Annotated in this window: 18 protein-coding genes; 10 read left to right on the forward strand and 8 right to left on the reverse strand. The window is 65.7% G+C overall.

Annotation, left to right across the window (positions count from 1 at the left end):
• On the forward strand, positions 1 to 1,885 hold a 1,885-nt coding region (locus APY03_RS42355), incomplete at its 5' end, for a hypothetical protein (RefSeq protein WP_068675212.1).
• A gap of 18 nt (positions 1,886 to 1,903) precedes the next feature.
• Here the strand turns inward: APY03_RS42355 and APY03_RS06865 are convergent.
• Entirely contained in the window at positions 1,904 to 2,632 is a 729-nt protein-coding gene (locus APY03_RS06865) for a nucleotidyltransferase family protein (RefSeq protein WP_068675279.1), read from the reverse strand.
• Between the two features lie 11 nt (positions 2,633 to 2,643).
• Positions 2,644 to 3,036: an S-adenosylmethionine decarboxylase family protein gene (locus tag APY03_RS06870; RefSeq protein ID WP_068675214.1), complete on the reverse strand. Its 393-nt coding sequence runs from the start codon at positions 3,034 to 3,036 to the stop codon at positions 2,644 to 2,646.
• Positions 3,037 to 3,141: 105 nt separating this feature from the next.
• On the opposite strand from APY03_RS06870, the gene tkt reads away from it, so the two are divergent.
• Positions 3,142 to 5,184, forward strand: a complete 2,043-nt coding sequence (gene tkt, locus APY03_RS06875) for a transketolase (protein ID WP_068675216.1) — start codon at positions 3,142 to 3,144, stop codon at positions 5,182 to 5,184.
• Positions 5,185 to 5,225: 41 nt separating this feature from the next.
• Positions 5,226 to 6,230 (forward strand): type I glyceraldehyde-3-phosphate dehydrogenase, encoded by a 1,005-nt coding sequence (gene gap / locus APY03_RS06880; RefSeq protein WP_068675218.1) that lies wholly within the window; start codon positions 5,226 to 5,228, stop codon positions 6,228 to 6,230.
• A gap of 81 nt (positions 6,231 to 6,311) precedes the next feature.
• On the opposite strand, the gene APY03_RS06885 is transcribed toward gap, so the two are convergent.
• Positions 6,312 to 7,304, reverse strand: a complete 993-nt coding sequence (locus APY03_RS06885; protein ID WP_068675220.1) for a hypothetical protein — start codon at positions 7,302 to 7,304, stop codon at positions 6,312 to 6,314.
• Positions 7,305 to 7,413: 109 nt separating this feature from the next.
• On the opposite strand from APY03_RS06885, the gene APY03_RS06890 reads away from it, so the two are divergent.
• From APY03_RS06890 to APY03_RS06915, 6 genes are read left to right on the forward strand one after another with little or no spacing between them, the layout of a single operon-like run.
• On the forward strand, positions 7,414 to 8,019 hold the full coding sequence (locus tag APY03_RS06890; protein WP_083944204.1) for a restriction endonuclease subunit S: 606 nt from the start codon (positions 7,414 to 7,416) through the stop codon (positions 8,017 to 8,019).
• Positions 8,020 to 8,042: 23 nt separating this feature from the next.
• Complete coding sequence (locus tag APY03_RS06895) at positions 8,043 to 9,557, forward strand: type I restriction-modification system subunit M (protein ID WP_068675224.1); 1,515 nt, start codon at positions 8,043 to 8,045, stop codon at positions 9,555 to 9,557.
• The gene (locus tag APY03_RS06900; RefSeq protein WP_068675226.1) at positions 9,550 to 10,554 is read left to right on the forward strand and encodes a virulence RhuM family protein; all 1,005 of its coding nucleotides are present in this window, start codon (positions 9,550 to 9,552) and stop codon (positions 10,552 to 10,554) included. Before APY03_RS06895 ends, APY03_RS06900 begins: the two co-directional genes overlap by 8 nt.
• Positions 10,554 to 11,771: a restriction endonuclease subunit S gene (locus tag APY03_RS06905; protein WP_068675228.1), complete on the forward strand. Its 1,218-nt coding sequence runs from the start codon at positions 10,554 to 10,556 to the stop codon at positions 11,769 to 11,771. The genes APY03_RS06900 and APY03_RS06905 overlap by 1 nt, the downstream gene beginning before the upstream one ends.
• 8 nt (positions 11,772 to 11,779) lie before the next feature.
• Entirely contained in the window at positions 11,780 to 15,079 is a 3,300-nt protein-coding gene (locus APY03_RS06910) for a type I restriction endonuclease subunit R (protein ID WP_068675281.1), read from the forward strand.
• Positions 15,076 to 15,816 (forward strand): M48 family metallopeptidase, encoded by a 741-nt coding sequence (locus APY03_RS06915; protein WP_068675230.1) that lies wholly within the window; start codon positions 15,076 to 15,078, stop codon positions 15,814 to 15,816. The genes APY03_RS06910 and APY03_RS06915 overlap by 4 nt, the downstream gene beginning before the upstream one ends.
• On the opposite strand, the gene APY03_RS06920 is transcribed toward APY03_RS06915, so the two are convergent.
• The 5 genes from APY03_RS06920 to APY03_RS06940 all read right to left on the reverse strand — a co-directional run bounded on the left by APY03_RS06920 (position 15,770) and on the right by APY03_RS06940 (position 19,177).
• Positions 15,770 to 16,567, reverse strand: coding sequence for an alpha/beta fold hydrolase (locus tag APY03_RS06920; protein WP_068675232.1), 798 nt, complete (start codon positions 16,565 to 16,567; stop codon positions 15,770 to 15,772). The genes APY03_RS06915 and APY03_RS06920 overlap by 47 nt on opposite strands.
• The gene (locus APY03_RS06925; RefSeq protein ID WP_068675234.1) at positions 16,567 to 17,556 is read right to left on the reverse strand and encodes a M14 family zinc carboxypeptidase; all 990 of its coding nucleotides are present in this window, start codon (positions 17,554 to 17,556) and stop codon (positions 16,567 to 16,569) included. The genes APY03_RS06920 and APY03_RS06925 overlap by 1 nt, the downstream gene beginning before the upstream one ends.
• A 284-nt stretch (positions 17,557 to 17,840) precedes the next feature.
• Entirely contained in the window at positions 17,841 to 18,122 is a 282-nt protein-coding gene (locus tag APY03_RS06930; RefSeq protein WP_146039288.1) for a hypothetical protein, read from the reverse strand.
• A 150-nt stretch (positions 18,123 to 18,272) separates the two neighbouring features.
• Entirely contained in the window at positions 18,273 to 18,719 is a 447-nt protein-coding gene (locus tag APY03_RS06935; RefSeq protein ID WP_068675238.1) for a VOC family protein, read from the reverse strand.
• A gap of 50 nt (positions 18,720 to 18,769) precedes the next feature.
• Positions 18,770 to 19,177 carry a VOC family protein gene (locus tag APY03_RS06940; protein WP_068675240.1) on the reverse strand — a complete coding sequence of 136 codons (408 nt, stop codon included), beginning with the start codon at positions 19,175 to 19,177 and terminating at the stop codon, positions 18,770 to 18,772.
• 100 nt (positions 19,178 to 19,277) lie between these two features.
• Here APY03_RS06940 and APY03_RS06945 point away from each other — a divergent pair, with 100 nt between their 5' ends.
• A complete protein-coding gene (locus APY03_RS06945; RefSeq protein ID WP_232081191.1) occupies positions 19,278 to 19,934 on the forward strand; it encodes a TetR/AcrR family transcriptional regulator in 657 nt (218 codons plus the stop codon).
• Positions 19,935 to 19,940 lie beyond the last annotated feature (6 nt).

The following is a 19,940-nucleotide window of genomic DNA, read 5'->3' on the forward strand; positions in this document are numbered from 1 at the left end:
CCCAGCGCCAGCCCCAGCCCCAGCCCCAGCCCCAGCGCCAGCGCCAGCTCCAGCCCCAGCGCCGATCACCGGCGACGTCGTCGACAGCACCGGCCGCGTCATTGCCGACGCCTACCGCTCCCTGGCGTCCCGGCTGGCGAAGGCCGAGGGCATCAGCTATCGGTACGGCAGCGCGCCATCCGTAGACAACAGCGGCGTCCTGACGCTGTTCAAGCGTAGTGACCAGACCATGAGCTACCACGCCGGCACCTGGCAGGTCGGCGGCCCGGTCTCGGCCGACCCGGGCCTTTACTCGACCAATCAGGCGCACGTCGGCTTCGTGGCCGACGATCCGACAGCGCGCGTCGGCGTCGGAGACCTGCAGGTCTCGGCGGTCGATCGCAACACCTTCTCGCAGGCGCCGCAGCTGCCATGGCAGGAAGCGATGGCATGGGATGGCAGCGCCGGGCGCAACAACTACAACATCACCACCTACAAGAACGCAGGCCTGGTGACCGGCGATCCGGTAGCTGTGACGCGTTGCGGTGGCCGCACAGGCTTCTGCGCGACCTCCCTGGTGGCTTTCAACAACGGCCTGATCGGCACTGCAGGCAGCAACACGGCAAACAACCGGACCTCGCTGAAGCTGCCCGAGGGCAAGGTGCCGACCGGCATGGCAGTGACCAACAACAGCGAATACGCGTTGGTCACTGTATGGGATACCGTGGCGCTGAAGGGCCAGGTCGCGGTGATCTCGCTGGCCGGGCTCTGCAACAACTGCGATCCCTTCAATCCGAATGGCGGGACCCCAACCGGCATCGGCAGCACCACCTACAGCGCCTGGTACGACTGGTGGCACGAGTGGGGAGCCGTCTACCCCGGCCTGCCCAACATGGGCAATACCGCCTTCATGAAGGTCCTGGGCTACGTCGACCTGCCGGGCATGAACGCCCCGACCGAGATCGCGGTCACCACCGGCTTCGACCAGTTCCACACGGCGCTGCCCGAGAAGTACGGCGAGTTCATGGGCGAGACCTACACACCCCTGACCGACCCGGTCAAGCGCGCGACCTTCAGCGGCACCGGAACCAATGCCAACCGATATGCCAAGGCGGGCGTGGCGGTGGTCATCTCCAAGTCGGAAAAGAAGGCCGCCTTCATCGATCTGAAGCCGCTGTTCAGCTACGTCAACAGCGTCTACTTCGGTACGGGCCCGACCGAGTTCACGAACCTGGGCTACGCCGATACCCAGTGGCCATACACCTTCGCCAGCAAGCCGCAGCAGACGCCGACGGTGATTGCCACCGTGACGCTGGACGACCGGCCCACGGCAGTGCGCACCACGCTGTTCGGTCCGGTCCACCGGGCATGGATCGCCACCGAGAGTGGTTCGCTGCGAATCTACGGGCTGGGCAACGTGCCGACCGGTACCACCGCGACGGACGTCGTCGAGAAGGGCCGCGTGGCCGTCGGCAGGAACCCGACCTCGCTGGCGCTCTCGAAGATCGATCCGGAGAACAAGACGATCGAGCCGCTGAACCAGCAGGTGCTGGTGGCTGCGCGCGGCGATCGCAAGATCCAGTGGGTGAGGTTCGGGTCCGACGGCAACAGCGGCAGCGTGGTGCGCACCCTGCAGGACTCACGGATCGTGGACCCGATCGCGGTGGAAGACGCCGACAACTTCGCCAGCGACAACATGGTGTTGAGCATTGCGGACTACACGGGCAGGTCGGTGTCGAACTACCGTTACGGGGCGGTGATCTTCGCGAACCGCGGCACCTCATGGGCATGCCAGCCGCCCACCGGGTGTCCCGTCCAGCCCACCGGCAGCATGAACATGGAATTCGGCGGCAGCCATGCGATGGAAGGCCGGCCTTTCCATATCCGGACGGCCAATGTGCCCTGATGCGTTGACTGCCCCGTTCTAGCGACGATCCGGCCCGCCCTGTGCGGGCCGCGCTTTTTCTGCGTTCAGCGCGGCCAGCCGCTCGGGGGTCCCGACGTCGGTCCAGGCCCCCTGGTAGAGCTCGGCGCTCACCAGGCCATCGGCCATGGCGGCGCGCAGCAACGGCGCGAGCGGCGCCTTGATGCCGCCGGCATTGCCGGCCGGAATGTCGCAGTACGGCGGCGCAAACAGTGCCGCCCGGTACAGGCCGATGGTCGAGAAGGTGTGCTTCGCCGGCGCATCGTTCAGTGCCAGCCCGGTGGGCGAGATCCCGAAGTCGCCGCGCAGATGGTGCGGCGGGTTCGGCACCAGCCACAGGTGTGCGAGCCGCCCGCCGGCCACGAAACGGTCCACCGCCGCCCGGCTGAACGCGAAATCCGGCGCGAACACGTCGCCTGCCAGCACCCAGAAGACGTCGCCCAGCAGCGGCAGCGCGCGCACGATCCCGCCGGCGGTCTCCAGCGCACCGCCGAAGTCGCGGCCCTCATGCGAATAGACGATGTCGCAAGCGCCGTGGCGCGCCCCGAAACGCATCGCGATCTGTTCGCCCAGCCAGCCGGTGTTGACCACCAGTTGCCCGAAGCCGCCTGCCGCCAGCGCCTCCATGGGCCATTGCATCAGCGGCTTGCCCTGCACCTCGAGCAGGGGCTTGGGCCGCTCGTCGGTCAGCGGCCGCATGCGTTCGCCGCGACCGGCAGCCAGGATCATGGCCCGGATGCTCACGCGATGACCCCTGCCCCGATCGCGCCGCGTTGCAGCGCATGCCGCTCCGCGCGGCCGGGCGCGAACAGCATCTCCAGCGCCGCCATCAGCGCCCTCGCCTTGGCGGAGTGGTCGGCGCCGAAATTGCAGACATAGACATCGAGCGTCGCGCCGCGCTGCTCGGGCCAGGTGTGGACGCACAGGTGCGACTCGGCGAGCAGCACCGTGGCTGTCACGCCGCCCGGTCCCCCAGGGCCGGCCGGAAAGGGATGGAACAGCGTGCCCACGGCCTGCAGGCCCGCGGCCTCGACTGCCTTCACGCATGCGGCACCCAGGTCCTGTGCGTCGACCAGCCAACGCATCTCGCAACGGCAATCGTGGAGGTCGGCGGTCAGGTGCAGGCCATGCATGGCCGGCACTCTATCAGCCCTCTGCCCCGTCTCCGGACCGCCGCCGGGCCCGCCCGCTAAAATGCCGGGCTCCCCAACCTGCTCCCCCAAGAAAGCCCCGACCACATGGCCAACCAAGCCTTGATGGCCAACGCGATCCGCGCGCTGGCCATGGATGCCGTTCAACTCGCGAACTCGGGGCATCCGGGTGCCCCGATGGGCATGGCCGACATGGCGGTCGCCTTGTGGGGCGATCACCTCAAGCACAACCCCGCCAACCCGCAATGGTTCGACCGGGATCGCTTCGTGCTCTCCAACGGCCATGCCTCGATGCTCATCTACGCCGTGCTGCACCTGACGGGCTATGCGCTGCCGGTGGCGGAGCTCAAGCGCTTCCGCCAGCTGCACAGCAAGACGGCCGGCCATCCCGAAACGGGCATCACACCCGGCGTGGAGACCACCACCGGCCCGCTCGGCCAGGGCATCACCAACGCGGTCGGCTTTGCGCTGGCCGAAAAGCTGCTGGCCGCCGAGTTCAACCGGCCCGATCACCAGATCGTCGATCACCGCACCTATGCCTTCCTGGGCGACGGCTGCTTGATGGAGGGCATCAGCCATGAAGCTGCTGCGCTGGCCGGTGCCTGGAAGCTGGGCAAGCTGATCGCGCTCTACGACGACAACGGCATCTCGATCGATGGTCCCGTCAAGCCCTGGTTCATCGACAACACGGCGGAACGCTTCAAGGCCTACGGCTGGAGCGTGATCGGCCCCATCGACGGCCACGACGTGAAGGAAGTGTCGGACGCCATCCACCAGGCCCGGCAGCAGGACGAGCGCCCCACGCTCATCATCTGCAAGACGCAGATCGGCAAGGGCAGCCCCAACCGCGCCAACACCGCCAAGGCGCATGGCGAGCCGCTCGGAGCGGACGAAATCGGCCTCACCCGCACGGCGCTCCAATGGCCGCACGAGCCCTTCGAACTGCCGCAGGCGGTCTATACCGAATGGGACGCCAAGGCAGCCGGCGCACAGCGCGAAGCGGCCTGGAACGACAAATTTGCCGCCTATGCCAGGCAGTACCCGGACCTGGCCGCCGAGTTCACCCGCCGCATGAAGGGCGAGCTGCCGAAGAACTTCCACCAGACCGCTTTCGATGCCGTCGTCACGGCCCACACCAAGGCCGAGACCGTGGCCTCGCGCAAGGCGTCGCAGCTGGCACTCGAAGCCTTCACCGCCGCCTTGCCCGAGCTGCTGGGCGGCAGTGCCGACCTCACCGGCTCCAACCTGACCAACACCAAGAGCACCCCGGCCCTGCGCTTCGACGCCACCGGCGCCGTGGTGCGCACCGAGGGCAACGAGCAACTGCCCGACGGCCTGCCGGGCCGCCACATCAACTACGGCGTGCGCGAGTTCGGCATGGCCGCCATCATGAACGGCGTCGCACTGCACGGTGGCTTCATCCCCTATGGCGGCACCTTCCTGACCTTCAGCGACTACAGCCGCAACGCCATCCGCATGGCGGCGCTGATGAGGCAGCGCGTGGTGCACGTGTTCACCCACGACTCCATCGGACTCGGCGAGGACGGCCCCACGCACCAGTCCATCGAGCACGCCGCCTCGCTGCGCCTCATCCCCAACCTCGACGTCTGGCGCCCCGCCGATACAGCCGAGACTGCCGTGGCCTGGGCCGTCGCGCTTCAGAACGCCACGCGCCCGACCGCGCTGCTGCTGTCGCGCCAGAACCTGCCCTACTCGCCCAAGAAGGACCTGAGCGACATCAGCAAGGGCGCCTACGTGCTGGCCGAGCCCGAGGCACCGGGCAAGAAGTTGCACGCCATCATCATCGCCACCGGCTCCGAAGTGCAGCTTGCGCTCAAGGCCCAGGAACTGCTGGCCGCCAGGAAGATTGCCGTGCGCGTGGTTTCCATGCCGTCCACCACCACCTTCGACCGCCAGGACGTCGCCTACAAGAAGAGCGTGCTGCCGCAGGGCACACCACGCATCGCGGTCGAGATGGGCGCCACCGACGGCTGGTGGAAGTACGGCGTGGCCGCCGTCGTCGGCATCGACACCTACGGCGAGTCGGCGCCCGCCGGCGTATTGTTCAAGCATTTCGGCTTCACGGCGGAAAACGTCGCTGCCACGGTCGAGGCGGCGCTCGCGCGCTGATCCGGCCGTACCCCAGTTTTCAACTTCCAGGAGCAAACCACATGGCTATCAAACTCGGCATCAACGGCTTCGGCCGCATCGGTCGCAACGTGCTGCGTGCGGCGGTGCAGAACTTCAAGAACGACATCGAGATCGTCGCTGTCAACGACCTGCTCGAGCCTGAATACCTGGCCTACATGCTCCAGTACGACTCGGTGCATGGCCGCTTTCAGGGCGAGATCACCGTCGAGGGCAACACCCTGATCGTCAACGGCAAGAAGATCCGCCTCACGCAGGAACGCGACCCTGCCAACCTCAAGTGGGACGAAGTCGGCGCCGAGGTCGTGCTCGAATCCACCGGTCTCTTCCTCACCAAGGAGACTTGCCAGAAGCACCTCGACGCCGGCGCCAAGAAGGTGATCATGTCGGCACCCAGCAAGGACGACACCCCCATGTTCGTCTACGGCGTGAACGACAAGAAGTACGCCAGCGAGGCCATCATCAGCAACGCCAGCTGCACGACCAACTGCCTGGCCCCCCTGGCCAAGGTGCTCAACGACAAGTGGGGCATCAAGCGCGGGCTGATGACCACCGTGCACGCCGCCACCGCCACCCAGAAGACCGTGGACGGCCCCAGCAACAAGGACTGGCGCGGCGGCCGCGGCATCCTCGAGAACATCATCCCTTCCAGCACCGGCGCGGCCAAGGCAGTGGGTGTGGTGATCCCCGAGCTCAACAAGAAGCTCACCGGCATGAGCTTCCGCGTGCCGACCTCCGACGTCTCTGTGGTCGACCTGACGGTGGAGCTGGTCAAGGAAGCCACGTACAAGGACATCTGTGCCGAGATGAAGGCGCAGAGCGAGGGCGCACTCAAGGGTGTCCTTGGCTACACCGAAGACAAGGTCGTCGCCACGGACTTCCGCGGCGACCCGCGCACCTCCATCTTCGACGCCGAGGCCGGCATCGCGCTCGATGGCACCTTCATCAAGCTGGTGAGCTGGTATGACAACGAATGGGGCTACTCCAACAAGTGCCTGGAAATGGTCCGCGTGGTCGCGGCCAAGTAAGCCGCCTTCGCTCCAGATCGAACGCGCCCCCTTGGGCGCGTTTTTTGTTGTGCGAGCGCCCGGCGGTTGGCCCTGCGACGCTCAAGCGTCGGCCCCCATCGGCTTGGCCGGATACCAGCTGCGCTCCGGCATGTCGTAGGCGTGGTGCAGTTGCGTGCCCTGGCTCAGGAAGGTCAGGACACCTCGGCGCTTCAGGGCGTCGGTCACGATCCGGGAGCCCATCGGGAGCGAGTTCTGGGGCGCCGACATGAACGCCGTCTTGGTGTACTCGCGCTGCTCACGCGGCTGGCGCTCGCCGACCAGACGGTCCAGCACACGGCTCGAGAGATGGTCGGGCTTGCCTTCATTGGGCACCTGCATCAGCCGGATATTCATCGGCAGGCCCAGGCCCAGGTGTTCCGCGAAGGTGGAGGCATCGCTCAGCGCCCGGATGCCTGCATTGCTCGTCAGCAGCACGCCCCGACCTTCGAACTCGCCGTACAGCACGACGCTCGACTCGTCCTCCGCCGACGTCGCCGCATCGCGGGGCAGCGGCTCGAAATCCCAGCGGCTGCCCATGCCTGCACTTGCCAGGAGTACCCATCGCGCCGCATCGGCCAGCGTCAGCCCGGCCCCGCGTGGCAGGGCGGTTCCAAAGGCCGGCAGCAGGCCCTCGACGTACCAGCTCCGGTTCGGCGACAGCACCGTGAATGGCCCAATGACCGCGCCGGCGAAGGGCTCGTGCACCGGCACCTGTCGCGCCAGCGCGAGCTTCTCCAGCTTCTGGGCCGTGGCCATGCCCGTCCAGGTGCGCTCGGTGTGCGCCCAGGGCCGATGCACCCACAGCTCGCCGACGCTGAGCCTTTCGAGGATCAGCTCGAGGCCCTCGGCATGCCTGGCGTCGGGGTGCGAACTCACCACGTAGTCCACGTGCGAGCTGAGGCAGTACGTCCGGACATGCTGTACCAGGCGCTGGGCCGAGTCTCGTGTGCCGCCGTCGCAGACCAGCAGCTTGTAATTGCCGGGCATGCCCCAGCGCACGAGGATGGCGGTGCCCCCGCCTTCCGCAGGGAAAAAGTCGACTTCGTAGCCCACGAGAACTCCCGTTTCAATCTGCATCAAACCACGTGATGCAAAAAATATATATTGTTCTGAGCGCAGAGTTTGGGCGAGAACGCGCTTGCGTGCAAGTACTATGTGCATCATGCCCATTCATGCATTTCCAGCCCTCCTTGGCGAGCAGGTCAGCATCCGAGCTGGCTATCCATTCCGCGGCGCCATCGGTGAGGTTCCGGATGGCCCGGTCCGCGCCGTGCAAATGAAAGACGTGGACCGGATCCAAGGCGTCGTCGACTGGCGCGGCGTCATCCGTACCCGGCTTGCTGGACGCCGCGAGCCGGACTGGCTCGCGCCCGAAGACCTGCTCTTCGTTGCGCGCGGCACGCGCTTCTATGCGAGCTGCGTGGGCGAACTGCCCGGGCCGGCCGTGTGCGGCCCGCACCTCTTCCACCTGCGGGTCAAGCCCGGGCGCAACCTCCTGCCGGCCTTCCTCGCGTGGCACATCAACCAGGCGCCGTTCCAGCGCGACCTGCAGCGCGCGGCCGAGGGCTCCAGCCAGCTGAGCGTGCGCCGACCTGTGCTTGAATCCCTGCGCATCGGCCTGCCGTCCTTGGCCGACCAGGAGCGAATCGTCGCGCTGGCCCGCCTTGCGCAACGAGAGCGGCAGCTGCACGACCTGCTCATCCGCAACCGCGAACGGCAGTTCGAATCGATCGCCGAAGCGCTCGCCAGCGCTTCGGGCAACGCATGACAACCCAGGGAAATCAAGAACGCATGAACCAGACAGTCATCAACCAGGACAGCATCAACGCCACCGTGTGGGCAGCCTGCGACACCTTTCGCGGCGTTGTCGATCCGAGCACCTACAAGGACTACGTGCTCCCGATGCTCTTTCTCAAGTACGTGTCGGACGTCTGGCAGGACCACTACGACGGCTACAAGGCCCAGTACGGCGACAGCGCCAACGACCTCATCGAGGAGCTGCTCAAGACCGAGCGCTTCGTCCTGCCGCCCAGCGCCAGCTTCTACGCCCTGCATGCCGCCCGCTTCGAGCCCGGCAACGGCGAGCGTATCGACCGCGCGCTGCATGCCATCGAGGACGCCAACATCGCCAAGCTGCGCGACGTGTTCCAGAACATCGGCTTCAACTCCAACAAGCTCGGCGACGAGCAGCAAAAGAACGACATCCTGCGCCACCTGCTCGAGGACTTCGCCAAGCCCGAGCTCAATCTTCGCCCAAGCCGCATCGGCGAACTCGACCTGATCGGCAACGCCTACGAATACCTGATCAGCCACTTCGCGTCGTCGAGCGGCAAGACTGCCGGCGAGTTCTACACCCCGCCCGAGGTCTCCAGCCTCATGGCGCGCCTGATGGACCCGCAGGAAGGCGACGAGATCTGCGACCCGGCCTGCGGCTCCGGCTCGCTGCTGCTCAAGTGCGGCCGTCTGATCCGCGACCGCACCGGCTCCAAGCGCTACGCACTCTACGGCCAGGAGGCCATCGGCAACACCTGGACGCTGGCCAAGATGAACATGTTCATGCATGGCGAGGACAACCATCGCATCGAGTGGGGCGACACGCTGCGCAACCCGAAGCTGCTGGCGAGCGACACGAGCCTGCGCCACTTCGACGTGGTCGTCGCCAATCCGCCGTTCAGCCTCGAGAAGTGGGGGTACGAGGCCGCAGAGAAAGACAAGTTCGGCCGGTTCCGGCGCGGCTTGCCGCCGCGAACGAAGGGCGACTACGCCTTCATCCTTCACATGGTCGAGACCATGAAACCCGCCACCGGGCGGATGGCCGTCGTCGTGCCCCACGGCATCTTGTTTCGCGGCGCCGCCGAGGGGCGCATCCGGCAGAAGCTTGTGGAAGAGAACCTGCTCGACGCCGTCATCGGGCTGCCTGAGAAGCTGTTCTACGGCACGGGCATTCCGACGGCCGTGCTGGTGTTCCGCAAGAACAAGGCTGATGACAAGGTGCTCTTCATCGATGCCAGTCACGATTTCGAGGCGGGCAAGAACCAGAATCAGCTGCGTGAAGCAGATTTGCAGCGTGTGCTGGATACGTGCGGCGCGCGCGAACCCGTCGAAAGGTATGCCCACCTTGCCACGCCGTCGGAAATCGCCGCGAACGACTTCAACCTGAACATTCCGCGCTACGTCAACACGGCCGGGGAGGCGAAGAAGATCGACATGATCGAAGTTCGCGGGGAACGGGAGGAGCTCAAGCGGGAATGGGCCGGAATCGAGGTGCAGATGCTGGGCTACTTGAGGGAGCTGGGCTATGAGTAAGGGCGAGTTCGTTCTCTACTCTACCGATGACGGCCGTGCCCAGCTGTACCTCCGCGCCGAAGGCGGGTCAGTCTGGTTGACCCAATTGGAGCTTGCGAACCTCTTTCAGACAACCAAGCAAAACGTCAGTCTTCACATTCGGAACGCGCTGCGCGAGGGGGAGCTCGATGCCGGCGCAGTTGTCAAGGAAGACTTGACAACTGCGGCAGACGGCAAGCGCTACCGCACTCAGCTCTACAGCCTCGATCTCATCCTTGCAGTTGGCTATCGGGTGCGCTCGCCCCGTGGTACGCAATTTCGCCAGTGGGCCACTACGCACTTGAGGGAGTACCTCATCAAGGGCTTCGTCATGGACGATGCCAGGCTCAAGGAGCCAGAAGGATGGGACTATTTCGATGAGCTTCTTCAGCGTATTCGTGAAATCCGCACTTCAGAGAAGCGCTTCTATCAGAAGGTGCGAGAGCTTTTTGCCCTTTCGACGGACTACCACAATGACGCGGAGGCTGTCAGTCTCTTCTTCGCTGAAGTCCAGAACAAGATGCTCTTTGCCGTTACTCGGCTCACCGCCGCCGAGATCGTTGTTCAGCGAGCGGATCCCACTCAACCGAACATGGCGCTGACCAGTTGGAAAGCTGGGCATGTTCGCAAGATGGACGTGGTGATTGCGAAAAACTACCTTTCGGAGGCTGAAGTCGAGGAGCTGAATCGCATCGCATCGATGTTCCTTGACTATGCCGAGGATCGTGCCAGGAGGCGGCAGGGCCTTCGCGTGGCTGATTGGCGCCAGTACGTCAACAGCTTCCTGCAATTCAATGAGCGTCCGTTGCTGCTCGGCAGCGGCAAGATCAGCCACGAACGCATGGAGCAGGTGGCGCACCAGAGATATGCCGAGTTCGATGCCAAACGGCGTGCTGCGGATGCATCAGATGCGGACGCTACCGATCTCCTCGCCCTAAAGCAAGCCGAGCGCCTCTTGTTCAAGAAGAAGGGTGAGTGATGCTCCCAGAAGGTTGGCGTCGCAGCACGCTAGGACAAATCGCGCACATCACGTCGGGTGGTACGCCTGCTCGTGCCGAGCCGAGCTATTGGGGTGGCTCGATTCCTTGGGTAACGACCGGCGAAATCGAGTTCAACACGATCACTGACACAGCAGAGAAGATTACCGAGGCGGGCCTGAAGAACTCGTCGGCCAAGCTACTAGCGCCGGGCACCCTGCTGTTGGCAATGTATGGGCAGGGTAAGACAAGAGGACAAGTGGCCAAGCTGGGGATCGAGGCAACCACGAACCAGAACTCGGCAGCGATCCTGCTCGACGATGGGCACGATCCAGACTTCTACTTCCAGTTTTTGTCTTGGCAGTACGACAGTATTCGGGAATCCGGCCACTCGGGTGGCGTCTCTCACCTGAACGCCGGTTTGCTCAAGCAGATAGCTGTGCCCGTTGCGCCGGTCGGGGAACAGCAACGCATCGCCGCTATATTGAGCACGTGGGATCGGGCGATCAACCTCACCACGCGGTTGCTGGCGAATAGCTCAAGGCAAAGGCGCGGGCTTGCGCAGGTACTCTTGTCGGGCGAACGAAGGCTTTCCCCCGGACCCGTTTGGTCGGCAGCGAAGCTCGGTGAGCTCATCGTCGAAAGCCGTGTCCGTGGCTCGGGCGGAAATACTGCCCGCAAGCTTACGGTCAAGCTCTACGGTCGGGGCGTGGTCGAGAAGACCGAAAAGCGCATGGGAAGTGAATCGACACAGTACTACCGTCGATCAGCAGGCCAGTTCATCTACAGCAAGCTCGACTTCTTGAATGGAGCATTTGGCTGCATACCTGAACATCTGGATGGCTTTGAGAGCACGTTGGATTTGCCCGCGTTCGATTTCAACCTTGAACGGGCCAGTCCTCGTTGGCTTCTACATCACGTGGCTCGCGAAGAGTTCTATCGGGGTCAGTTGGGGTTGGCGAACGGAGGTCGCAAGGCGCGTCGGGTCAATCCATCGGATCTGCTCCGCGTGGAGATCCTCCTGCCCGATCTGCGAGAGCAACAGGCGATTGCCGACGTTATCGAGACAGCATGCGCCGAGGAGAGAAACCTGGAGAAGCAGGTGAGCGCGCTCCGAGCCCAGAAAAGCGTGCTAATGGCCGATCTCTTGACCGGTAAGCGGCGCGTTCACGACTGTGGGGCTGGCACGGAGCGTGGGTCACTCGCCAACGCTGAATGATCCCGCCGATGGTCTCACCTTCTACGCGCGAGCAGTACCGCGCTCGCATGCTCGCGCTGCACATGCTCTGCAATCTGGGGTGGAACTATCTCAGTGCAGCCGACTGCGCCACGCTGCGCGGCTCAACGCGCGAAGTGCTCCTCAAGCCGCGCCTCATCGAGGTGCTGCAGACCCGCCGCTTCGACTACAAAGGCAATCCCCATCACCTCTCCCCCAGCGCGATCGACCAGATCCTGCGCGAGCTCTCGACCGTCGGCCTCGGCGAGGGCCTGCTGATAGCCAATGAGCGCCTCTACGCGAAGCTGGCGTATGGAATGACGGTCACCGAATTCATGCCCGACGGCCGCAGACACCAGCCGACGATCCACGTCATCGACTGGCTGGATGCGAGCGCCAATCGCTTCGACGTCACGGAAGAGCTGCGCGTGCTCTCCAGCCACGGCACCCACCACCGCGCACCGGACATCGTCGGCTACGTCAACGGCATCCCGCTGGTCGTGATCGAGGCCAAGCAGCCGCATGGGCGGCACAGCGGCAGCATGGCCGACGCGATGGTGCTCGAAGGCATCAGCCAGCAGCTGCGCAACCAGCGCCACGACGAGATCCCGGATCTCTTCGCCTACGCCCAGCTGCTGTTGTCCATCGGCCAGACCGAGGGCCGCTACGGCACCACGGCCACGCCGGCCAAGTTATGGGCGCTCTGGAACAAGGAAGAAGAATTCGACGATGCGCATGTCGGCACCTTGAAGAACGCACCGCTGCCCGCCTCGGCCCATGCCGCCCTTTTCGAGGACAAGCCCGCGCTGATGCGCGATTGGTTCGACTCGCTCGGCTCCCTGCCCATGCAGCCTAACGAGCAGGACCGCCTGCTGGTGTCTCTGCTGACGCCGCAGCGGCTGCTCGACCTGCTGCGCGGCTTCGTGCTGTTCGACAGCAGGATCGGGAAGATCGTTGCGCGCCACCAGCAGTTCTTTGCTGTGCGCGCCCTCCGGGATCGACTGTCCGGGCTACGGGCCGACGGCGGGCGCAATGGCGGCGTGATCTGGCACACCGCGGGCTCGGGCAAGAGCTTCACCATGGTCTTTCTCGCCAAGGCGCTCCTGCTGAACGAAGACCTGAAGGAATGCCGGCTGGTGGTCATCACCGACCGGCGCGATCTCGAGCAGCAGCTCGCACGCAACTTCATGAGCGGCGGGGCTTTCGGATCGTCCATCGCGACGCACAAGGAGGGCGAGCACAGCAAGGCCCTCACGGGGCGCGATCTGGCCCGCCGCATCGGCCACGGCGCGAAGCGCATCACCTTCGCGCTCGTGCAGAAGTTCAATACTGCCTCCAGACTGGCGGAGTGTCGCAACGATTCGCCCAACGTCGTGGTGCTGGTGGACGAAGGCCATCGCAGCCATGGCGGGGAGACGCATGAGCGCATGAAGAGGGCTTTGCCGCACGCGGCCTATGTGGCCTTCACCGGCACGCCGCTGCTGAAGGCCGAGAAGACCGAGGAGAAGTTCGGCCCCATCATCCACGCGTACACCATGCAGCGCGCGGTCGAGGACCATGCCGTCGCTCCGCTCCTGTACGAAGAGCGGGTGCCGGAGCTGTCCATCGATGCGCAGGCGGTCGATCGGTGGTTCGACAGGATCACGGCGGGCCTCGCCGAGGCGCAACGCGCCGACCTGAAGAAGAAGTACGCCAGCAGCGGCGCGGTCCATGGCGCGGCCAACCGCATCGAGCTGATCGCATGGGACATCGCCACACACTTCCATCAGAATTTCAAGAGGATCGGGTCGGGCCTGAAGGGCCAGGTCGCCACCGCCAGCAAGCTCGATGCCATCCGCTACAAGAAAGCGCTCGACCAGACAGGTCTGGTCACGAGCGCCATCGTGATCTCCCCACCCGACATGCGCGAGGGCAGCACCGCGATCGACGAAGACGGCATGCCCAAGCTGCAGGAATGGTGGAAGCAGAACGTGCTGGACCACGGCGATGCGATCCACTACGAAAGGCAGGTGCTGCAGGCCTTCGCAACCGATGGCGATCCCGACCTGCTGATCGTGGTCGATCGCCTTCTCACGGGCTTCGACGAGCCGCGCAACGCGGTGCTCTACATCGACAAGCCGCTCAAGGGCCACAACCTGATCCAGGCCGTGTCCCGCGTGAACCGCCTGCACGATGCCAAGCGCCACGGCCTGCTGGTGGACTACCGCGGCATCCTTAAGGCGCTGGACACGGCAATCCGTGCCTACCAGGACCTGGAAGCCCGGACACAGGGCGGCTTCGACATCGGCGACCTCGAAGGGCTCTACGCGCAGGTCAGCACCGAGTACAAGCTATTGCCGATGCGGCACGAGGCGGTGTGGTCCTTCTTCAAGGACGTCGCCAATCGCAAGGACCCCGAGCAGCTGCGCCAGGCGTTGAGCCCTCGCTTCGTGAGCGATGGGCAGGGCGGCGAATACGACGAACGACAGAAGCTTCGTGACGACTTCCATGCTGCCCTGACTGCCTTCGGCACGTGCCTCCAGACCGCACTCGCGTCACGCGGCTTCTTCAGCGACCGCAGTGTTTCGCAAGCGCTGATCGCGCAGTACAAGGCGGATCTCAAGGCGTTGATCCAGGTGCGGCAAATGGCGCAGCGCGACGCCCGCGAGACGGTCGACTTCAGCGAATACGACGAGCAGATCCGCAGGCTGGTCGACGACCAGGTCATCTGTACGAGAGTTCGTGAGATCGACGGGGCCTACGTGGTGCACAAGCTCGGCGTGCCGGATGTTTCCGAGACCTGGTCGCAGGACAAGGCGCGCAACGAGGCCGACCTGATCAAGACCCGCTTGCGCAAGACCATCGAGCAGGACCTGGCTGACGACCCCTACGCGCAGAAAGTGTTTTCCGAGCTCCTGAAGGGCGCTATCGAGCAAGCCGAGGCCATGTTCGACCATCCGCGCAGGCAGTACGCGCTGCTGAGGGAGTTCGAGCGCGACGTAGACCGGCGCGCCACGCCCGGCATGCCGGAAATCCTGGCCTCCAACCCGCAGGCGAGGGCCTGCTACGGTGCGATCCTGATCGCGCTGGGCGATGAGGCATCGAGGCTGAACGAGGCGCAGCGCAGCAAGCACATCGATCATGCGATCGCCATCAGCCAGGTGATGCACGCCGCGATGGCCGAGCATTCGCTGAATCCGCAGAACATCGAAGCCGCCGTCCGCAAGGGCCTGCTGCAGCGGCTCTATGCGCCGCTGGGCCTGGCCAGGGCGAACGAGGTGATCGGCCATGTGCTGCGGATCATCCGTGTCGACATGGGGCGGCGTGCATGAGCGTTGCAGTCCATCGAAGTCTTCGCTACGGCGACGAACGCATTGCGTTCAGCTTGCGCGTCCAGCCGGCGCGCAGGGTGCAGCGCATCGCCATCCACGTCGAACCCGATGGACGCGTGGTGGTCGATGTGCCGAAAGAGACGTCCGATGCCGCGGTGCAGGCGGCCGTGCAGCGGCGCGCACGCTGGATCAGCGGCCAGGTCGCGGCTGTTCGAGCGCGGCTCGCGCATGCATTGCCGCGCGCGCATGTCAGCGGCGAGTCCCTGTTCTATCTTGGCCGGCGCTACCTGCTGAAGGTCGTCGTCGATGAAGGGCGGGACGGCCACGTGCGCTTGCGCGGCACGCGCATTGAAGTCGCGGTCGCGAATGGCGATGCGGCCCGCGTGAGGGGGTTGCTCGATGCCTGGTACCGGAAGCGCGCCGACGAGGTGCTGGCCGCGCGCCTCGCTGCCGTGGCGTCCTCGCTGAGCTGGGTCTGCACGCCACCGCCGATGCAGCTGCGCGTCACGAAGAAGCGATGGGGCAGCTGCTCGCCGGAAGGCCGCATCACGCTCAACCCGAATCTCGTGAAGGCGCCGCGCGAATGCATCGACTACGTGCTCATCCACGAGTTGTGCCATCTCGGCGAGCACAACCATGGTCCGCGCTTCCACCGGCTGCTGGACACGTTGATGCCCGATTGGCGCCGGGTCAAGGAGCGCCTGGATGGCCTGGTGGAGCAGCTGATGCCCCCATGAGGCGCTGCGCGGCCCAGCGTCCCACCTGCGCTGCAAGCCACGCGCCATCGTCCAGCGGCAGGTCGTGCCCGGCGCTGGGGTGCTCCGCGATGTCCGACCCCCATTGGCGTGCCAGCCGCCGCGAGCAGTGCGGATTCACCAGGCCGTCGCAGGCACTCGCCAGCACCAGCAGCGGAACCGAAGGCGCCTGCGCAGGCGCCCGGTAGCGCGCCGCCGACAGCACCTGGCGCACTGCGTTCGACGCCGACACCGGCCGCGCTTCGCGAATCGCGGTCCAGTCGTCGAGCAGGGCCATGCCGCCGTCGGGGTGGCGGGTGGTGAGCCGCAGGATCGTCGCCTCCCGCTCGCGAGCGCCCTGGCGCCCGAAAGCCAGGCCGAGCAGGGCGCCGTAGTTGCCCGGGCGCAGGCGCTCGTGGAACGGACTGAAGGGCCGCAGGCTGGTGTTGATCAGCACGCAGCCCGCGAGCTCGTGCGGGTGCTGCACCGCCCAGTCCACCGCCACCATGGCGCCGAGCGACATCGCCAGCAGGTGGTAGGGCGGCGCGATGCCGAGCGCGCGAAGTTGCTCGCGGCAGCTTTCCATCGCGGCCTCGATGCGCACCGGGCTGCGCAGCTCGTTCAGCCGCCCGTTGCCGGGGAGGTCGAGTGCCACGATGCGCGCGGCGGGAAAGCGGTCCTGCAGCAGCCCGATGAAGCGTCCCCAGTGCCCGCTCTCGCGCGTGAGCCCGCGCATCAGCACCCAGGTCTCCATCAGTGCCTCCCGTACCAGCGCATCATCGCCTGCTGCTCATGATGCGCTCGTCGAGTGCCGGTGGGCAGCCAGCGTTCGTGGCTGCCGACGGCGCGGGTGATGAAGTCCAGCCATCCGATGTGCTGGCGCAGCACGCGCTGGTGCCGGTGCTCGATCACCGGGTTGAAGATGCCGTGGCGCGAGAAGAGCTGGCGCGGGTTCTTCTTGACCCACAGCCACGACCCCATCTCCAGCGTCACCGGCAGGAACACGCCCGCCCGGTGGTCGGCGCCCAGGTAGAGGTGGTCCCAGAGATCGCCGTGGGCCAGGTACTGCCGGCTCTGCGGCTCCAGCTTGTAGCGATGGTGCAGCAGGCTCTGGTCGAGGATCTCGCACAGGGCGTGCATCTCCGCCAGGTGCCTGATGGGCCGCGCGGTGTGCGCATAGGGGAACCAGATGCGATCTGTCAGGCCGAAGCCCGAGTGGCAGTCCACCGTCACGCTGAGCGGCCGCCCCAGCAGCTCGGTCTCGACCAGCGTGCACAGTGCCGCGCTCTCGCATTCCATGTGTCCGCCGGCGGCGCCCCGGTACCAGGGCAGCTTCGCGCTCATGCGCTGGCCGCCGATCAGGTAGGGCACGCGCTCCTTCGACTCGACGGGCGCGTTGCGCATCAGGTCGACGCCATTGGGATTGGCGCGCGTGCCGAGCCACATGCCGCCCGGATTGACCAGCGGCATGAACACCAGCCGCATCGTCTCCAGCTGGCGATGCAGCGTCTCGTCCCAGGCGAGCCGCATCACCAGGCTGCGCAGGTAGGCGATCGCCACCTGCGCGCCGATGCGCTCCAGTCCGTGCACCCCGCCGAAGAAGCCGACGGCGGGTGCGTCCGGCCGGGTGCTGCCGAGCAGAAAGGCCTGGATCGGAAAGCGTCGCGCGCCGGCAGCCACGTCGCACAGGATGCGCGTCTCAAGGTGCGCGCCGGCCAGCGGGATCAGCTGCGCCAGCTCCATCAATTCGGGAAGGTCCGTGGAATTCACGCGTCGATGGCCGGGGAAAAGGTGGGCGCAGGATAGCGGCAACGCGTGCCATCAACATGTCATACAAATCCCATAGCGTGACGAAAGGGGACGCCCATCGAGGGCGGCACCCGCCATACCATGCAACCCTCCCTCTTCTGGCCTCCGAATCCCCATGCCTTCCGCGCGCTCGGCGGTGCGCTAGTTTGGGGACTGATCGAATTTGTCGCCCTGGCGCGCTCGCGGCGCAGTGCCCGGCGGATCAGGACCTGAAGACTTCAATCCGCGAGGAACCTTGGCAGCTGGGCGAACAATCCGCTGGCCGCCAATTCGTCGCCATGCCGACCGCGAAACTCCTTCCAGAGAGTGTCCATGGCCAAGGCGACCGCCTGGTAGCAGGCCGCCTTCTCCTCGGGGGAGCTCTGCTCATCGATCGGTGCAATGGAGAAGCCGACCTTGTTCAGCAGCGGAATCCTTGCCGGATTTGAACAGTGACGGTATTCGAAACGACGGCTCTCATGGAAAGCTTCCTCTTTCGGCCGACGACGGTCGGCTGTCACTGAGTTCGGAGCCGTCCGAGAAGCCATGTTCCACCGGTTCAGGCGCTGGCCGCCTACTCGTTCACAGGATCGGCACGTTCGGCTCAGCCTTGCTTTCGTGCCTTGCCGGCGACGGAGCCTTCGTCGCCGTTCGAACGTGCTTCGAAAGGCTCAGCCCTTCGGCGCTTCGAACACACCGACCATCCAGCTGACCCCGAACCGGTCCTGCACCATGCCGAAGCAGGGCGCGAAGAAGGTCGGCCCCAGCGGCATCTGCACCTGCCCGCCCTCGCCGAGCGCCGCGAACTTGCGCTTGGCATCGGCTTCGTCCGCCGCCGTCAGCGACAGCGAGAAGCCGCGGAAGACGGGCGCCTCCTTGGCCAGGCCGTCGGAGGCCAGCAGCGTGGTGTCGCCGAGCTTGAATTCGGCGTGCATCACGTTGTTCCCGGGGGGCGGGGCGGACATCTCGGCGCCGCCGCACATCTCGGCGCTGCCCGCTGGTTCGGGGCTGTCCTTGAAGCGCATCAGCATCGTCACTTCGGCGCCAAGCTTGGCGCGGTAGAACTCGAGCGCCTCTTCGCAGCGGCCTTCGAAGAAGAGGTAAGGCTGTACATGCATGGCAATCTCCTTGTGGGTGGGGTGGGTGGGTGATTCGATTCGTGCGGCGCTCAGGCCTGCGGGAAGGCGCTCATGTCCATGTACGCGAGCTCCCACATATGGCCGTCCAGGTCCTCGAAGCCGTGCTGGTACATGAACCCGTGGTCCTTCGCCTGGGTGGGCGTGCTGCCGCCAGCGGCCAAGGCCTTGGCGACCTGGCCATCGACCTCGGCCCGGCTCTCGCAAGAGAGGCACAGCAGCACCTCGGTGCTCTTCGAGGCGTCGGCGATCGCCTTGGGCGTGAAGGTCTTGAAGAAGCTCTCGACCAGGAGCATCGCGTAGATGTCCTCGCTGATCACCATGCAGGCGCCCTGCTCGTTGGTGAAGCGAGGGTCGAAGCTGTAGCCCAGGGCCCCGTAGAAGGCCTTGGACTTCTCGAGGTTCTTGACGGGGAGGTTCACGAAGATCTTGGTGCCCATGTCGGCTTCCTTTGGAGAAAAACACGCGTCGGTTGAGGGAAATTCCGTTGTTGTGTACAACGTCCACAAAACAATAACAAAGATAATGGACGCTGTCCACATGAAAAACGACCCCACGCCCGCCAGCTCCGCGCCCCCGGCGCGCAGCACCTATCGCCATGGCGATCTGCGCCGGGCGCTGCTGGAAGCGGGTGTCGAGCTGGCTCGCCAGGGCGGCCCGGAGGCGGTGGTGCTGCGCGAGGCCACGCGGCGTGCCGGTGTCGTACCCAACGCGGCCTACCGGCACTTCACCAGTCGCCAGGCGCTGCTGCTGGCCGTGCGTGCCGCGGCCCTGTCGGCGGCGGCTGGCGCGATGGAGGCCGAGCTTGCGGCCGTGCCACGCGACGGGTCGCCCGCGGAAATCGCCCGCGCGAGCGTTCGCGCCATCGGCGCCGGCTACCTGCGCTTCGCCCAGGAGCAGACCGGCCTGTTCCGCACCGCCTTCGGCGCTCCTGTAGAACTGGAGGACCCGCCGACCGACGCCAAGGGCGGCGCGAGCGGCCTCAACCCTTTCGAGCTGCTGGGCGCCGCCCTCGACCAGATGGTCGCCGCCGGTGTCCTGCCCCCCGAACGCCGCCCCGGCGCCGAGTTCCTGGCCTGGTCGGCGGTGCATGGCCTGGCGCTCCTCATCATCGATGGCCCGCTGCGCGGCGTGCCCCGCGACCAAACCGACGAACTGGGCCGCAAGCTCCTGGAAATGGTGGAAAAGGGACTATGAGCCGCA

The sequence above is a fragment of the Variovorax sp. WDL1 genome, from assembly GCF_001541225.1.
Taxonomy (GTDB): Bacteria; Pseudomonadota; Gammaproteobacteria; order Burkholderiales; family Burkholderiaceae_C; genus Variovorax.

Coding starts and splice junctions, on each gene's coding strand:
- APY03_RS06865 (WP_068675279.1), bottom strand. CDS start 2,632: ATGATCCTGGCTGCCGGTCGCGGCGAACGCATGCGGCCGCTGACCGAC.
- APY03_RS06870 (WP_068675214.1), bottom strand. CDS start 3,036: ATGCATGGCCTGCACCTGACCGCCGACCTCCACGATTGCCGTTGCGAG.
- tkt (WP_068675216.1), top strand. CDS start 3,142: ATGGCCAACCAAGCCTTGATGGCCAACGCGATCCGCGCGCTGGCCATG.
- gap (WP_068675218.1), top strand. CDS start 5,226: ATGGCTATCAAACTCGGCATCAACGGCTTCGGCCGCATCGGTCGCAAC.
- APY03_RS06890 (WP_083944204.1), top strand. CDS start 7,414: ATGCCCATTCATGCATTTCCAGCCCTCCTTGGCGAGCAGGTCAGCATC.
- APY03_RS06895 (WP_068675224.1), top strand. CDS start 8,043: ATGAACCAGACAGTCATCAACCAGGACAGCATCAACGCCACCGTGTGG.
- APY03_RS06900 (WP_068675226.1), top strand. CDS start 9,550: ATGAGTAAGGGCGAGTTCGTTCTCTACTCTACCGATGACGGCCGTGCC.
- APY03_RS06905 (WP_068675228.1), top strand. CDS start 10,554: ATGCTCCCAGAAGGTTGGCGTCGCAGCACGCTAGGACAAATCGCGCAC.
- APY03_RS06910 (WP_068675281.1), top strand. CDS start 11,780: ATGGTCTCACCTTCTACGCGCGAGCAGTACCGCGCTCGCATGCTCGCG.
- APY03_RS06915 (WP_068675230.1), top strand. CDS start 15,076: ATGAGCGTTGCAGTCCATCGAAGTCTTCGCTACGGCGACGAACGCATT.
- APY03_RS06920 (WP_068675232.1), bottom strand. CDS start 16,567: ATGGAGACCTGGGTGCTGATGCGCGGGCTCACGCGCGAGAGCGGGCAC.
- APY03_RS06925 (WP_068675234.1), bottom strand. CDS start 17,556: ATGGAGCTGGCGCAGCTGATCCCGCTGGCCGGCGCGCACCTTGAGACG.
- APY03_RS06935 (WP_068675238.1), bottom strand. CDS start 18,719: ATGCATGTACAGCCTTACCTCTTCTTCGAAGGCCGCTGCGAAGAGGCG.
- APY03_RS06940 (WP_068675240.1), bottom strand. CDS start 19,177: ATGGGCACCAAGATCTTCGTGAACCTCCCCGTCAAGAACCTCGAGAAG.
- APY03_RS06945 (WP_232081191.1), top strand. CDS start 19,278: ATGAAAAACGACCCCACGCCCGCCAGCTCCGCGCCCCCGGCGCGCAGC.